Source organism: Pseudomonas sp. JL2, from assembly GCF_031570495.1.
Lineage (GTDB): Bacteria > Pseudomonadota > Gammaproteobacteria > Pseudomonadales > Pseudomonadaceae > Aquipseudomonas > Aquipseudomonas rhizophila.
On record NZ_JAKUDH010000027.1, the window covers coordinates 29,619 to 43,412 of the forward strand.

General features: G+C 60.2%; 14 protein-coding genes. 11 read left to right on the forward strand and 3 right to left on the reverse strand.

Annotated elements, in window-relative coordinates:
* Positions 1-11: 11 nt before the first annotated feature.
* Entirely contained in the window at positions 12-1,541 is a 1,530-nt protein-coding gene (locus tag MKS85_RS25290; protein WP_188252232.1) for a SulP family inorganic anion transporter, read from the forward strand.
* Positions 1,542-1,705: 164 nt separating this feature from the next.
* On the opposite strand, the gene MKS85_RS25295 is transcribed toward MKS85_RS25290, so the two are convergent.
* Positions 1,706-2,356 carry a hypothetical protein gene (locus tag MKS85_RS25295; protein WP_047230055.1) on the reverse strand — a complete coding sequence of 217 codons (651 nt, stop codon included), beginning with the start codon at positions 2,354-2,356 and terminating at the stop codon, positions 1,706-1,708.
* 374 nt (positions 2,357-2,730) lie between these two features.
* Between MKS85_RS25295 and coxB the strand changes: the two genes are divergently transcribed.
* The 4 genes from coxB (at position 2,731) to MKS85_RS25315 (ending at position 7,112) form a co-directional block, all read left to right on the forward strand.
* Positions 2,731-3,858, forward strand: a complete 1,128-nt coding sequence (gene coxB / locus MKS85_RS25300) for a cytochrome c oxidase subunit II (protein ID WP_188252231.1) — start codon at positions 2,731-2,733, stop codon at positions 3,856-3,858.
* An 82-nt stretch (positions 3,859-3,940) separates the two neighbouring features.
* Positions 3,941-5,527, forward strand: coding sequence for a cytochrome c oxidase subunit I (gene ctaD / locus MKS85_RS25305; RefSeq protein ID WP_047230053.1), 1,587 nt, complete (start codon positions 3,941-3,943; stop codon positions 5,525-5,527).
* Between the two features lie 121 nt (positions 5,528-5,648).
* Complete coding sequence (locus MKS85_RS25310) at positions 5,649-6,200, forward strand: cytochrome c oxidase assembly protein (RefSeq protein ID WP_188252230.1); 552 nt, start codon at positions 5,649-5,651, stop codon at positions 6,198-6,200.
* Positions 6,201-6,224: 24 nt separating this feature from the next.
* Positions 6,225-7,112: a cytochrome c oxidase subunit 3 gene (locus tag MKS85_RS25315; RefSeq protein WP_188252229.1), complete on the forward strand. Its 888-nt coding sequence runs from the start codon at positions 6,225-6,227 to the stop codon at positions 7,110-7,112.
* A 24-nt stretch (positions 7,113-7,136) separates the two neighbouring features.
* On the opposite strand, the gene MKS85_RS25320 is transcribed toward MKS85_RS25315, so the two are convergent.
* Positions 7,137-7,340 (reverse strand): twin transmembrane helix small protein, encoded by a 204-nt coding sequence (locus MKS85_RS25320; RefSeq protein WP_014335867.1) that lies wholly within the window; start codon positions 7,338-7,340, stop codon positions 7,137-7,139.
* 70 nt (positions 7,341-7,410) lie between these two features.
* On the opposite strand from MKS85_RS25320, the gene MKS85_RS25325 reads away from it, so the two are divergent.
* From MKS85_RS25325 to MKS85_RS25350, 6 genes are all read left to right on the forward strand, one after another.
* Positions 7,411-8,148 carry an SURF1 family protein gene (locus MKS85_RS25325; protein WP_047230050.1) on the forward strand — a complete coding sequence of 246 codons (738 nt, stop codon included), beginning with the start codon at positions 7,411-7,413 and terminating at the stop codon, positions 8,146-8,148.
* Positions 8,114-8,707: a hypothetical protein gene (locus MKS85_RS25330; protein WP_107323207.1), complete on the forward strand. Its 594-nt coding sequence runs from the start codon at positions 8,114-8,116 to the stop codon at positions 8,705-8,707. The genes MKS85_RS25325 and MKS85_RS25330 overlap by 35 nt, the downstream gene beginning before the upstream one ends.
* 10 nt (positions 8,708-8,717) lie before the next feature.
* The gene (locus tag MKS85_RS25335; RefSeq protein WP_188252228.1) at positions 8,718-9,797 is read left to right on the forward strand and encodes a heme A synthase; all 1,080 of its coding nucleotides are present in this window, start codon (positions 8,718-8,720) and stop codon (positions 9,795-9,797) included.
* Positions 9,785-10,684, forward strand: a complete 900-nt coding sequence (gene cyoE, locus MKS85_RS25340) for a heme o synthase (protein ID WP_107323205.1) — start codon at positions 9,785-9,787, stop codon at positions 10,682-10,684. Before MKS85_RS25335 ends, cyoE begins: the two co-directional genes overlap by 13 nt.
* Positions 10,681-11,316 carry an SCO family protein gene (locus tag MKS85_RS25345; RefSeq protein WP_076383131.1) on the forward strand — a complete coding sequence of 212 codons (636 nt, stop codon included), beginning with the start codon at positions 10,681-10,683 and terminating at the stop codon, positions 11,314-11,316. The genes cyoE and MKS85_RS25345 overlap by 4 nt, the downstream gene beginning before the upstream one ends.
* Positions 11,317-12,001: 685 nt before the next feature.
* The gene (locus MKS85_RS25350) at positions 12,002-12,361 is read left to right on the forward strand and encodes a DUF6124 family protein (RefSeq protein WP_139048738.1); all 360 of its coding nucleotides are present in this window, start codon (positions 12,002-12,004) and stop codon (positions 12,359-12,361) included.
* Between the two features lie 60 nt (positions 12,362-12,421).
* Here the strand turns inward: MKS85_RS25350 and MKS85_RS25355 are convergent, their stop codons facing one another.
* Positions 12,422-13,585, reverse strand: coding sequence for an ATP-binding protein (locus MKS85_RS25355; protein ID WP_107323203.1), 1,164 nt, complete (start codon positions 13,583-13,585; stop codon positions 12,422-12,424).
* Positions 13,586-13,794 lie beyond the last annotated feature (209 nt).

The following is a 13,794-nucleotide window of genomic DNA, read 5'->3' on the forward strand; positions in this document are numbered from 1 at the left end:
GGAGAGTCGCCATGCGTGCTGCTCAATTAAAAGCTGTTCTGCCACGGGAGCTGTTGGCTTCCGTGGTGGTGTTTCTGGTGGCGCTGCCCTTGTGCATGGGCATTGCCATCGCGTCCGGCCTGCCACCGGCCAAAGGTCTGATCACCGGCATCATCGGTGGTCTGGTGGTGGGTTTTCTGGCCGGCTCCAAGTTGCAAGTCAGCGGCCCGGCCGCCGGGTTGGCGGTACTGGTCTTCGAACTGGTGCGCCAGCACGGCGTCGCGATGCTCGGGCCGATTCTGCTGTTGGCCGGTCTTCTACAGTTACTGGCCGGGCGCTTTCGCCTGGGCTGCTGGTTCCGGGTAACCGCGCCCGCGGTGGTCTACGGCATGCTGGCGGGTATCGGTGTGCTGATCGTCTTGTCCCAGGTCCATGTGATGCTCGACGCGGTGCCTAAGCCGTCGGGGCTGGATAATCTGGCGGCGTTCCCGGCGGCAGTGGCCCAGGCGTTGCCGTCGTTTGGCTGGCAGGCGGGTCTGCTCGGTTTGTCGACGATTGCGGTGATGTGGTTGTGGGAAAAGTTTCGCCCTCACAGCTTGCGCTTTGTTCCCGGTGCCTTGCTCGGCGTGGGCCTGGCGACCATTGCCAGCCTGCTGTTGGCCTTGCAGGTCAAGCGCGTGGAGGTCCCGGAAAACCTTGCCGAAGCCATTGATTGGCTGCGCCCGGCGGACCTGCTGAACCTGGCCGACCCCACGTTGCTGATCGCCGCGTTCGCTGTCGCTTTCATCGCCAGTGCCGAAACGCTGCTCTCGGCCGCTGCCGTGGACCGCATGCACAGCGGCGAACGCGCAGACTTCGACCGGGAACTGTCCGCCCAGGGCATCGGTAATATGCTCTGCGGTCTGCTCGGCGCCCTGCCGATGACCGGCGTGATCGTGCGCAGTTCGGCCAACGTCCAGGCCGGGGCCACCACGCGGATGTCGACGATTTTCCATGGCCTGTGGCTGTTGCTCTTCGTGCTTCTGCTGTCCAGCGTGCTACAGAGCATTCCGGTGGCGAGCCTGGCGGGTGTGTTGGTGTACACCGGTTTCAAACTGGTGGATCTCAAGGCGTTTCGCGGGCTGGGACGGTATGGCCGGATGCCGATGTTCACCTATGCCGCGACGGCGCTGGCGATCATCTTCACCGACCTGCTGACCGGCGTATTGATCGGTTTCGGCCTGACCCTGGCAAAACTGGCCTGGAAAGCCTCCCGACTGAAAATCAGCCTGATCGATCTGCCCCAGGACGGTGAGATGGAATTGCGACTGGTGGGGGCGGCAACCTTCCTGAAGGTTCCGGCGCTGACCCAGGTGCTGGGCACCATTCCCACAGGCGCGACGGTGCATGTGCCGCTCAATAACCTGAGCTACATCGACCATTCGTGCCTGGAGCTTTTGGAAGAATGGGGCCGGGCGAATGCCAGCAAGGGCTCGAAGCTGTTGATCGAATCCCGTGGGCTCAAGCGCAGGCTGGAAGGGCGCTTGCGCACCACGGTGGGGGTGGGCGCAGCGGCCACCTGACACCTTGAGCAAAATGTGGGAGCGAGCCTGCTCGCGATAGCGGTGAATCAGTCGACATTAATGTTGCAGGTTCAACCGCTATCGCGAGCAGGCTCGCTCCCACAGGGATCTGTGGTGGACACAATTTCTGTGAACACCCACAGGGGATGAGTGTTTCGGCCAGATCAAGCCGCCGGCTGATCCAGCTCCAGCCCTACGCCCAACTGCCGCGACAGGCACGGCCAGCGTTTCCAGGCAGCGCCCGTGTCCGGGTTGCTGAGTTTTTCCCGGTAAGACTCCACCGACTCCAGCGCAAAGCTGTCTTCGTCGAGCATTTCATCGACCGCGTGATGCACCGCTTCATCCAGTTGATTGGCAAAGGGTTCGCCGATCAAATGGTGAGCGATCAGGTTGGCCACCGTCATATCCAACGGAATCAGCGGCTGGCCGAAGTGCTTGATGTACAGGTCGTTGACCTCTTCCACCAGCCGATGGGCCAGGTAGGCTTCGTCCAGCAGGCTGTCCAGGCCGACGTGACCCTCCATGACCTTGGGTGGCTGGAGGAAAAACTGCTCGGCGATTTTCAGCACCGGTTTGATCTGCGATTCGATGCCAGCTTCGCGGGCCACCTCGTTGGCTGCGTCCAGCAGGTCGGGCACTTGCTCGATATACGCGGTGACAAAGCGGGTCATCACGCCCTTGGCGTCGATGTCCGGCAGTTGGATCGCGGCGTGCAGGTTCGGCAGCTGGGCTTCCAGCTGACGCGTCAGTTGGCCGGTCTCGGCCTCATGTTGTTGGGCTTTTTGGATCTGCTCGCGCAATGCGGCGGTGTTCATGACAACTCCAGGGAACAAGGCAATGAAATAAGGAAGACATAACTTAGCTGGCGCAAAAACACTCCTAAGACCTATTTTTCATAAACCTACTCATCCTTGATACGTCGCAGTTATATCGGTTTGCCATCACTCAGGTTCGCATCCTTCTCCATTCGTGGGCTCTAGCGCAAGCCCTGCCTGTTTCAAACGATTTACGCCATCGCGTTGCGAGGTTGCAGTCGCTGTCTATACTCGGTTTGGAATGGAGTTAGCTGATGACACCCGATTGCATGTGCAGCAAGGCGCGGCGAGTCAAGTTGGTAGTCTGAAGTAGCCGATCCCTTGCCGCTGGCGTTACGCCGACGGGATAACAAGAACGATAAGGGGAACCCGCAATGACGCGACATCCACACGTATGGATGGGCCTCCTGTTGTGGTCGATTTTCAGCCAGGCGCAAGCAGCCTGGACTGTGAATATGGCGCCTGGAGCGACACAGATCAGCAATGCAGTGTTCGACCTGCACATGACCATCTTCTGGATCTGTGTAGTGATCGGCATCATCGTCTTCGGCGCCATGTTCTGGTCGATGATGATGCACCGCCGCTCAACCGGCCAGAACGCGGCCAATTTCCACGAAAACACCCGCGTCGAAATCCTCTGGACCATCGTGCCTTTCCTGATCCTGGTTGCCATGGCGGTTCCCGCCACCGCGACCCTGATCAAGATGTACGACTCCAGCGAGTCGGACATCGATATCCAGGTCACCGGCTATCAGTGGAAGTGGCACTACAAGTACCTGGGGCAGGACGTCGAGTTCTTCAGCAACCTGGCCACCCCCGCCGAACAAATCAATAACCAGAGCGCCAAGGGCGAACATTACCTGCTGGAAGTCGACAAGCCGCTGGTGCTGCCGGTCGATGCCAAGGTGCGCTTTCTGGTCACCTCCGCCGACGTGATCCACTCCTGGTGGGTGCCGGCGTTCGCGGTCAAGCGCGATGCGATTCCCGGCTTCGTCAACGAAGCCTGGACCCGCGTCGACAAGCCCGGCCTGTATCGCGGCCAATGCGCCGAACTGTGCGGTAAGGACCACGGGTTCATGCCCATCGTTGTCGAGGTCAAGAGCAAGCCCGACTACGAAGCATGGCTGGCCGAGCGCAAGACCGAAGCCGCGCAACTCAAAGAGCTGACCAGCAAGGAATGGACCCTGCAAGAGCTCATCGAACGTGGCGACAAGGTCTATCACACCACCTGCGTGGCCTGTCACCAGGCCGAAGGCCAGGGCCTGCCGCCGATGTTCCCGGCGCTCAAGGGCTCGAAAATCGCCACTGGCCCTGTGGCTGATCACCTGAACATTGTCTTCCACGGCAAACCGGGCACCTCCATGGCGGCGTTCGGCAAACAGTTGTCGGAAGTCGATATCGCGGCGGTCGTGACCTATGAACGTAACGCCTGGGGCAACAACAAGGGCGACATGGTTACGCCTAAACAAGTGCTGGAACTCAAACAGGCAGAAAGCCAATGAGCCGGCCTGACGTTTGTTCCCTCAACCGGTCGCAGCTCATCGCCGCGCGCCGCCCAGCCCACTCGTTCGAAGGAGACAGGACATGAGTGCTGTGATCGATGACCACGGTCATGCCGACCACGCCCACGGCCCCGCCAAAGGGCTGATGCGCTGGGTACTGACCACCAACCACAAGGATATCGGCACGCTGTACCTGTGGTTCGCCTTCTCCATGTTCCTGCTCGGCGGCTCGTTCGCCATGGTGATCCGTGCCGAGCTGTTCCAGCCCGGCCTGCAGATCGTGCAGCCGGAGTTCTTCAATCAGATGACCACCATGCATGGCCTGGTGATGGTCTTCGGCGCGGTGATGCCGGCCTTCGTCGGTCTGGCCAACTGGATGATCCCGCTGATGATCGGGGCGCCGGACATGGCCCTGCCACGGATGAACAACTTCAGTTTCTGGTTGTTGCCGGCGGCGTTCCTGATGCTGGTGTCGACCCTGTTCACCCCTGGCGGCGGGCCGAACTTCGGCTGGACCTTCTACGCGCCGCTGTCCACCACCTATGCGCCGGAAAGCGTGACGTTCTTTATCTTTGCCATCCACCTGATGGGCATCAGCTCGATCATGGGCGCGATCAACGTGGTCGCCACCATCCTCAACCTGCGCGCCCCCGGCATGACCCTGATGAAGATGCCGCTGTTCGTCTGGACCTGGCTGATCACTGCGTTCCTGCTGATCGCGGTGATGCCGGTGCTGGCCGGTTGCGTGACGATGATGCTGATGGACATCCACTTCGGCACCAGCTTCTTCAGTGCTGCCGGCGGCGGTGACCCGGTGCTGTTCCAGCACGTGTTCTGGTTCTTCGGCCATCCCGAGGTGTACATCATGATCCTGCCGGCCTTCGGTGCCGTCAGCTCGATCATCCCGGCCTTCTCGCGCAAACCGTTGTTTGGCTACACCTCCATGGTCTACGCCACGGCCGCCATTGCGTTCCTGTCGTTCATCGTCTGGGCGCACCACATGTTCGTGGTGGGCATTCCGCTGGTGGGCGAGCTGTTCTTCATGTACGCCACCCTGCTGATCGCCGTGCCCACCGGGGTTAAGGTGTTCAACTGGGCCAGCACTATGTGGCAAGGCTCGCTGACCTTCGAGACGCCGATGCTGTTTGCCGTGGCCTTCGTGATCCTGTTTTCCATCGGCGGCTTCTCCGGACTGATGCTGGCCATCGCTCCGGCGGACTTCCAGTACCAGGACACCTACTTCGTGGTCGCGCACTTCCACTATGTGCTGGTGCCCGGCGCGATCTTCGGGATCTTCGCCTCCGCCTACTACTGGCTGCCGAAATGGACCGGCCACATGTACGACGAAACCCTCGGCAAGCTGCACTTCTGGCTGTCGTTCGTCGGCATGAACCTGGCGTTCTTCCCGATGCACTTCGTAGGCCTGGCGGGCATGCCCCGGCGGATCCCGGACTACAACCTGCAGTTCGCCGACTTCAACATGGTCTCGTCCATCGGCGCGTTCATGTTCGGCACCACGCAGTTGTTCTTCCTGTTCATCGTGATCAAGACCATCCGCGGCGGCGAGCCGGCTCCGGCCAAGCCGTGGGATGGGGCTGAGGGGTTGGAGTGGAGCGTGCCTTCACCGGCGCCGTATCACACCTTCACTACGCCGCCGGAAGTGAAATAGATGACACCGGGGGCTTATGTGGGAGCGAGCTTGCTCGCGATAGCGGTGTGTCTGACACACCGAGTCGCCGCCATCGCGAGCAAGCTCGCTCCCACAGGGTTCTCGGTAGGGACTGGAAATCATGGCTGATTCGATTTCGCTGAAGAAACTGGTCACGCGCCTGTTGCTGGTGGTGGTGGCGATGTTTGTCTTCGGGTTTGCCCTGGTGCCGATCTACGACGTGATGTGCAAAGCCTTCGGCATCAACGGCAAGACCGCCGGGCAGTACGAAGGCGAGCAAACCGTGGATGAGTCGCGCCAGGTTCGCGTGCAGTTCCTGTCGACCAACTCAGTGGACATGGTCTGGGATTTCTACCCCAAGGGCGATGAACTGGTGGTTCAGCCGGGGGCCGTGAACGAGATGGTGTTCATTGCCCACAACCCCACCGATCGGCCGATGAGCGCCCAGGCGGTTCCCAGCATCGCACCGAGCAACGCGGCGGCCTATTTCCACAAGACCGAATGCTTTTGTTTTACCCAGCAAGTGCTGCAACCCGGCGAACGTATCGAAATGCCCATGCGCTTCATCGTTGACCGGGACATGCCCAAGGAAGTGAAGCACCTGACGCTGTCCTACACGCTGTTCGATATCACCGCTCGTCATCCACCGGTGGCTGTAAACACTGACCGATAGCGTGCCCGATAAGGAGAACAATAAATGGCAACTCACGAACACTATTACGTTCCGGCCCAGAGTAAATGGCCGATCATCGCCACCGTCGGGATGTTCGTCACGGTGTACGGCCTGGCGACCTGGTTCAACGACCTGAAGGCTGACCGGCCCGACTCCAACGGCCCGCTGATCTTTTTTGTCGGCGGCCTGTTGCTGGCCTACATGCTGTTCGGCTGGTTCGGCGCGGTCATCAAGGAAAGTCGCGCCGGGCTCTACAGTGCGCAGCTCGACCGCTCATTTCGCTGGGGCATGAGCTGGTTCATCTTCTCTGAAGTGATGTTCTTCATCGCCTTCTTCGGCGCGCTGTTCTATGTGCGCATGATCTCGGCGCCCGGCTTGGCCGGTGAAGGCAGCAAGGGCCTGTCGGAGATGCTTTGGCCGAACTTCGAATACGTCTGGCCGTTGCTGAACAACCCCGACCCCAAGCTCTTCCCACCGCCCAAGGATGTGATCAGCCCTTGGGGCTTGCCGCTGCTCAACACCATCCTGCTGGTCAGTTCCAGCGTCACCGTGACCATCGCCCACCATGCCCTGAAAAAAGGCCATCGCGGGGCGCTGAAAATCTGGCTGGCTATCACCGTGCTGCTGGGTTGCGCCTTCCTGGGCTTCCAGGCCGAGGAATACATCCACGCCTATAAAGAGCTGGGCCTGACGCTGGGCTCGGGAATCTATGGCGCAACGTTCTTCATGCTCACCGGTTTCCACGGCGCTCACGTCACCATCGGCACGATCATTTTGTTCGTGATGCTGATGCGCATCATGCGCGGGCATTTCGACAGCGAGCATCAGTTCGGCTTCGAGGCCGCGAGCTGGTACTGGCACTTCGTCGATGTGGTATGGATCGGCTTGTTCTTCTTCGTCTACATCCTCTGAGGCAGCCGTTACCAAGGCGGCTCTTTACCAAGGAGCATGCGACACCAACTGGCCGCTGAAAAAACCCCAGGCAATCAAGCCGACGGTGGCGGCGGCCAGACTGACCCGAATCGCCAGGGCGATGACCAGGCGATTGGAACTGCTGTCGTCCTTGACCAGAAAAAACAGGCCGCTGAACAGGCTCGCAATCGTGGCAATCAGCATCAGGACGATGGCTGCTTTTAGCATTAGGGACACTCCGGGGGGACGCGATGCACGTGAGTATAGCTATCTCGTTCGACAGCTTTGGAACGGCGCCATGAAAGGCTTCCGGCCAGGCATCGTGCCGTCACTGGTGGTAGCCGTGCTGTTGCCGGTGATGGTGTGCCTGGGGTTCTGGCAATTGAGCCGGGGCGAACAAAAGCGCGTGCTCATGGACAGTTACGCCGAACGCCGCGTGGCGCAGCCGATGGCAAGCGTGGAGTTGCAACACACGGCGGACCCGGCCTTTCGACCGGTCAGCCTGCGGGGCCAGTTCGACGCCGAACACAGCATCCTGCTGGATAACCGCCAGCACGACGGCAAGGTCGGCGTGGAGTTGCTACAACCCTTTCTAGACCAGGCGACCGGGCTCTGGCTGCTGGTCAATCGTGGCTGGTTGCCCTGGCCTGACCGGCGCACTCCGCCGGCCTTCAGCACCCCCGAACAAGCGGTGAACCTTCAAGCCTGGGTCTACGTTGCTCCGGGCACCACGTTCCAGCTCCACGCCGACCCAGCCGACGCGCCGTGGCCGCGACTGGTGACCGCGGTCGAGCCGGACAAGCTCTGGGCCGAACTGGGCCGCAACGGTTTCGCCTACCAATTACGCCAGCAAAGTGGCCCCGGCGCCTATCGGACCGATTGGCCGGTAGTGGCCATGGGGCCGGAAAAACACCTCGGCTATGCCGTGCAGTGGTTCGCCATGGCGGCGGCGCTGTTCGGCCTCTTTCTTTATCTCGGATGGCATAACGCAGGGAGACAGCATGGGAACCACCATGAATCCAACCAACACGTCTGAGGCACCTACGGCGCGCAACCGTCGCAAGGGGCGCCTACAACTGCTGCTGATCGTGCTCGGGGTGATCGGCCCGATGATCCTGGCCACCGGCATGTACAAATTCCAGTTCTGGGTCCCGGAAAGCCGCAGCTACCACGGCGAACTGATCGGCAACGGCCAGACCCGCGCCGAGATCGGCGTACAAGCCGATGAGCAGCGCTGGCAGATCCTGGTCACGGCGCCGCAGGAATGTTCGGCTGATTGCCGGCAACTGGTCTACCTGGCCCGTCAGGTGCAGATCGGCCTGGGTCGCGACGCCTCCCGCGCCAGCCATGCCCTGGCCATCGCCCAGCCGCTGGACGCGCAATACGACGCCCAACTGCAACGCGAATACCCCCAACTGCAACGCTACCCGCTGGACCTGCCGGCCTATCAGAAAGGCGCCCAAGGCAACGGCGAAGCGCAGCTGTGGATCATCGACCCCCATAGCAACCTGGTGCTGCGCTATGACGCCCGGGTCAAGGGCAAGGCACTGCTCAACGACCTGCGACATCTGTTGAAACTGTCGAACATCGGATGAGGGCAACGACATGGCCAAACCTGGATTTCGCCTCGCGCTGTTTGCCACGTTGCTGGCACTGATCGTCGTACTGCTGGGCGCCTACACCCGGCTCACCCACGCCGGCCTCGGCTGCCCGGACTGGCCCGGTTGCTACGGCTTCATCAGCGTACCCAAGAGCGAAGCCCAGCTGGCACATGCCGAACTGCACTTTCCCGACGCCCCGGTGGAAGCCCACAAGGGCTGGAACGAGATGGTCCACCGCTACTTCGCCGGCCTTCTGGGGCTGATGATTACCGTGCTGGCTGCCCGGGCCTGGATGAACCGGCGTCACCCAGGCCTGCCCTTGAAGCTGCCGCTGTTTCTGCTGGCGGTGGTCTTTGCCCAGGCGGCGTTCGGCATGTGGACCGTGACCCTCAAGCTGTGGCCGCAAGTGGTGACCGGGCATTTGCTGGGCGGGTTCGCGACCCTCAGCCTGCTGTTTCTGCTCACGTTGAGATTGTCTGGTGTGTTGCCGGCGCTGACCGTGCCCAAGCGTCTGCAACATTGGGCCACCGCCGGGTTACTGCTGGTGATCGGCCAGATCGCCCTCGGCGGTTGGGTCAGTTCCAATTACGCCGCCGTAGCCTGCGTTGATTTCCCGACCTGCCACGGCCAATGGCTGCCACCGGCGGACTTTGCCAACGGCTTTCATCTGACCCAGCACATCGGCCCCAACTACCTGGGTGGCCAACTCGACAGCGATGCGCGCACCGCCATTCACTTGACCCACCGTATCGGCGCGTTGCTGGTGACGGTGGTGCTGCTGGGGCTGGCCTGGCAGTTGAAGACCGTCGGCATGACACGCCTGGCGGGGCTGGTGTTGGTGGCCCTGGCGGCCCAGATCAGCCTGGGCATCAGCAACGTGCTGTTCCACCTGCCGCTGCCGGTCGCCGTGGCCCACAACGCAGGAGGCGCCGCGCTGTTGTTGAGCCTGGTGCTGGTCAATTATCACGCCCGTACCAGCCTGGTCCGGGTCAAGCATCAAGTCCCGCTGCGCTGGCGCTTCAACCCGCATAAACACGGCCCCAGCCCCATAACAATAAAAGGAGAGATGCCATGGCAACCTTGACCGGTGAACGCCACAGCCAAGCGATCTGGCGCGATTATCTGGAGCTGACCAAGCCCAAAGTGGTGGTGCTGATGCTGATCACCTCGCTGGTGGGCATGTTCCTCGCCACCCGCGCCGGGGTGCCGTGGACGGTGCTGGTGTTCGGCAACCTGGGCATCGCCCTGTGTGCCGGCGGCGCGGCGGCGGTCAACCATGTGGTGGACCGGCGCATCGATGCGGTGATGGCCCGTACCCATAAACGCCCACTGGCCGAAGGCCGAGTCTCACCGGCCGCCGCACTGACCTTCGCCCTGGCACTGGCTGTGGCCGGCCAAGCGCTGTTGCTGGCGTTCACCAACCCGCTGACCGCCTGGCTGACCCTGGCCTCCTTGCTCGGTTATGCGGTGATCTACACCGGCTTCCTCAAACGGGCGACGCCGCAGAACATCGTCATCGGCGGCCTGGCCGGCGCGGCACCACCGTTGCTGGGCTGGGTGGCCGCCACCGGTCATGTCAGCGCCGAACCGCTGCTGCTGGTGCTGATCATCTTCGCCTGGACCCCGCCGCATTTCTGGGCCCTGGCGATTCATCGCAAGGAGGAATACGCCAAGGCCGATATCCCGATGCTGCCGGTGACCCATGGCGAGCACTACACCAAAATCCATATCCTGCTGTACACCCTGGCGCTGCTGGCGGTGAGCCTGATGCCCTTTGTGATCCAGATGAGCGGCTTGCTGTATCTGGTTTGCGCCCTCGTGCTGGGCGCCCGGTTTCTGCAATGGGCCGTGGTGTTGTACCGTGGCAGTCGGCCGCACGCGGCGATCAACACGTTCAAGTACTCTATCTGGTACTTGTTCCTGCTGTTCATCGCCCTGCTTGTAGATCACTACTTACTGTTGAGCCTATGACTCGAACCCAGAAAACCGTCTTCATTCTCGTGGCCGTGATCGCGCTGATCCTCGGCCTTACCATCAATAAAGTGCTGACCGGCAAAGGCGAAGGCGACCCCACGGCGCTGATCGACGCCGGCATCATCCTGCTGCCTCAAAGCCGCAACCTGCCGGACGTGAAAATGACCGACCAGGACGGTCAGCCAGTGACGATGGACGGGTTGAAAGACAAATGGAGCCTGCTGTTCTTCGGCTACACCTTCTGCCCGGACATATGCCCGACCACCCTCGCCCAACTGCGCCAGATCAAAAGCGAACTGCCGCCCGAGGCTGTGGATAAATTGCAGATCGTGCTGGTAAGCGTCGACCCGAACCGCGACACGCCCAAGCAACTCAAGCAGTACCTGGGTTACTTCGATCCGCAGTTTATCGGCCTGACCCCGTCATCGATCGAAGACCTGCAGAAACTCGCCAACGCGGTGAGCATTCCGTTCATCCCGGCGGACACCAGCAAACCCAACTACACGGTTGATCACAGCGGTAACCTGGCCGTGATTGGCCCGGATGGCACCCAACGCGGGTTTATTCGTGCGCCGTTGAACAACCAGAAGCTAGTGGCGCAGTTGCCGGAGATGCTGAAACGCAAATAAAGCCCCTGCTCCCACCACAACTCCTTGCGGTGAGCGGGCTTGCTCGCGAAAGCGGCGGGTCAGCTTGCATCAATGTTGAACATGCCGACGCCAGCCCAGACAACCCCGTGGCGAGGGAGCTTGCTCCCGCTCGGCTGCGCAGCAGTCGCAAAACCGGACGATGCGGTTTGCCTGAAGAAATGCAGGGGCCCGCTGCGCAGGCCAGCGGGAGCAAGCTCCCTCGCCACAGGTGGTTTGTGTCGAACCGAATATCCAGCCCAACGCAGCCCCCTGTGGGAGCGAGCCTGCTCGCGATGAAATCGACGCGGTTCCAGACCAAAACAAGTCACCCGCATCGCCGGCAAACCCCGCTCCTACAGAACCTGCCCACACACCTTCACCAAGCCACGCATCCTTGCGCCTTTGCCTACAACTACGCCAGAATCCGCCCGCTTGTGCGCCTTGTCCCGGGGTTCTATTGTCTTCCTGCCACTGCCCATCAGTGGTCGGGTTTAGTAGCTCGGGTCCCACTTCGGTTGTACAAGTCTCATCAGTCAGGCATTTGCCTGTTCTCGATGGTGGCTGTGCGCATGGCGCCCTCGGGCGCGCCGGGTTTGGTGTGGGTTACCGGTCTACTAACTTGCGCACAGCCGCCACCCTTTCGTTTAGTAGCGAGATGGTGCGGCCTAATATGAGGCCCACACCTATGTTCAAAATAACCCCGAATCCGCCAGAGGCAGATTCCACTTCTACATCCGCAAAATCGAAAGCCAAGCAGCAAGACGAAACCACAAAACGCGTGCTTGATCACTACTTGCTGCCGAAATCTGAAAAATCTCAAGACGACCCCAAACCGGGGCAGCTATACACCGTTGTGAAAGGCCTTGATAACGAATGCTTGCTCGCCAACCTCAGCGAGACGTTAGCTTCGGCTGATGCCATGGTGAGTGATCTGGCGTTTGATCTGGATGGATCGAGGCGCCATGTGGCGCAGGGGATTCAGCAGTTGATTGAGCTGAGTTCGTTGTTGGCGAATCGGGTGTTGGATAACGTGGAGCCACGTTAACCGCAACACCATCAAGCTGTGTGGCGAGGAGATATTCCCCTCGCCACACATTGCAGGCCCTCATTCCTGGCGACGCATGAACTCTGCGAAAAGAGGAACTGTAAAATTCAGATATCCGTGATCTGTGCTGTAGATCATTCCCTTGGAAATGATGTTGGCCCGAGTCGGACCAAGCGATGATTGAGGACGCCCCATAACCTTCGCAACATCAGCGATGGCATAGGGGCCATCGCCAAGGGTGGACATGGCTTTTACAAACTGAACCTCCGAAGGTGTAAGCCGATCGATACGGACCCTGAAGAAGCCCGCATCGAGAGAGGCCAATGTCTCCGAATAAGAATGCTCGACATCGTCAGCGGTAATTTCAGGTCCCTCGGCGTTGTTCCATGCCGTGGATGCCCACTCTTGAAGAAAGAAAGGATAGCCCTGCGTCCGATCAACAATGCTGTCCAGAGCTGCAGTGTCGATAGAGGCTTGCTCCTCTAGGATCGGCTTTTGAACGGCTTGAGCCGCAGACGGTTGATCAAGCGCCCCCACCTCCGGGTAAAGGAAAAGCCGCTCGGCATATGACTTCGCCTCACCCGCCAACCGAGCAACTTGCGGAAGACCTGCACCGACCAGCAGCACCGGAAGCCCTTCTTGCGACATGCGATGGATAGAGACAATCAGTGCCGATAGATCTGCTTCGGTGAGGTATTGGACTTCATCAATGAGAAGAATCCAGCCTTTACCGGCGGCCTGTGCGGCTTCACCTATTACAGTAAAAAGATCTGGAAGGTCGTATTGAAGATTTCCGCTATCCGCGAGTCCAGGCTCAGGCTCAACACCAATCTCAATACCGCCAATATCAATCTTGAAGATTGATGCAAAGCTGCGAAGTCCTTTTAGCCCACGATTAGCAATTTGCTTGGCGACCTCAACGCTGGAAAGCGCGCGCATGACCTTTCGCATTTCAGGATAAAGAAGACGTGCAAGGCTTTCACGTTCTGGCGCCTCCACTTTGGAGACGAAAAGACCTTCCTCCTTTGCAATTTTTCCTATCTCATTCAACAGGACCGTCTTACCCGTGCCTCTTAAGCCAAGGAGCATGATGGAACGAGCACTTCGCCCATTGACGGCTCGCCCACAGGCAATTCTTGCCGCCTCAAGAATCAGGTCGCGCCCCGCCAGTTCAGGGGGCCTGCTGCCCGCCCCGGGCGCAAACGGATTACGGTAGGGATCCATGTCGACCTCACGAAATAGCAAAATCTATAGAAAGATAGCTAAAGCTAGCTGAAATACCTAGTTTTTGCTATGCATTGCTATCATTCAATAGAAGCGGATTTATTTCTGATGTTTTCTATGAGTGCTGCGCACTCAAGCGGGGGCAAGCGCCCTCGCCACGGTAGATCGAGTCGCCGGGGGGTATCAGGGGTGACGGTCCAGTTTCTTGA

Excerpts from the sequence above, each read along its gene's own strand:
- MKS85_RS25290 (WP_188252232.1), top strand. The coding sequence starts at position 12 with ATGCGTGCTGCTCAATTAAAAGCTGTTCTGCCACGGGAGCTGTTGGCT.
- MKS85_RS25295 (WP_047230055.1), bottom strand. The coding sequence starts at position 2,356 with ATGAACACCGCCGCATTGCGCGAGCAGATCCAAAAAGCCCAACAACAT.
- coxB (WP_188252231.1), top strand. The coding sequence starts at position 2,731 with ATGACGCGACATCCACACGTATGGATGGGCCTCCTGTTGTGGTCGATT.
- ctaD (WP_047230053.1), top strand. The coding sequence starts at position 3,941 with ATGAGTGCTGTGATCGATGACCACGGTCATGCCGACCACGCCCACGGC.
- MKS85_RS25310 (WP_188252230.1), top strand. The coding sequence starts at position 5,649 with ATGGCTGATTCGATTTCGCTGAAGAAACTGGTCACGCGCCTGTTGCTG.
- MKS85_RS25315 (WP_188252229.1), top strand. The coding sequence starts at position 6,225 with ATGGCAACTCACGAACACTATTACGTTCCGGCCCAGAGTAAATGGCCG.
- MKS85_RS25320 (WP_014335867.1), bottom strand. The coding sequence starts at position 7,340 with ATGCTAAAAGCAGCCATCGTCCTGATGCTGATTGCCACGATTGCGAGC.
- MKS85_RS25325 (WP_047230050.1), top strand. The coding sequence starts at position 7,411 with ATGAAAGGCTTCCGGCCAGGCATCGTGCCGTCACTGGTGGTAGCCGTG.
- MKS85_RS25330 (WP_107323207.1), top strand. The coding sequence starts at position 8,114 with ATGGGAACCACCATGAATCCAACCAACACGTCTGAGGCACCTACGGCG.
- MKS85_RS25335 (WP_188252228.1), top strand. The coding sequence starts at position 8,718 with ATGGCCAAACCTGGATTTCGCCTCGCGCTGTTTGCCACGTTGCTGGCA.
- cyoE (WP_107323205.1), top strand. The coding sequence starts at position 9,785 with ATGGCAACCTTGACCGGTGAACGCCACAGCCAAGCGATCTGGCGCGAT.
- MKS85_RS25345 (WP_076383131.1), top strand. The coding sequence starts at position 10,681 with ATGACTCGAACCCAGAAAACCGTCTTCATTCTCGTGGCCGTGATCGCG.
- MKS85_RS25350 (WP_139048738.1), top strand. The coding sequence starts at position 12,002 with ATGTTCAAAATAACCCCGAATCCGCCAGAGGCAGATTCCACTTCTACA.
- MKS85_RS25355 (WP_107323203.1), bottom strand. The coding sequence starts at position 13,585 with ATGGATCCCTACCGTAATCCGTTTGCGCCCGGGGCGGGCAGCAGGCCC.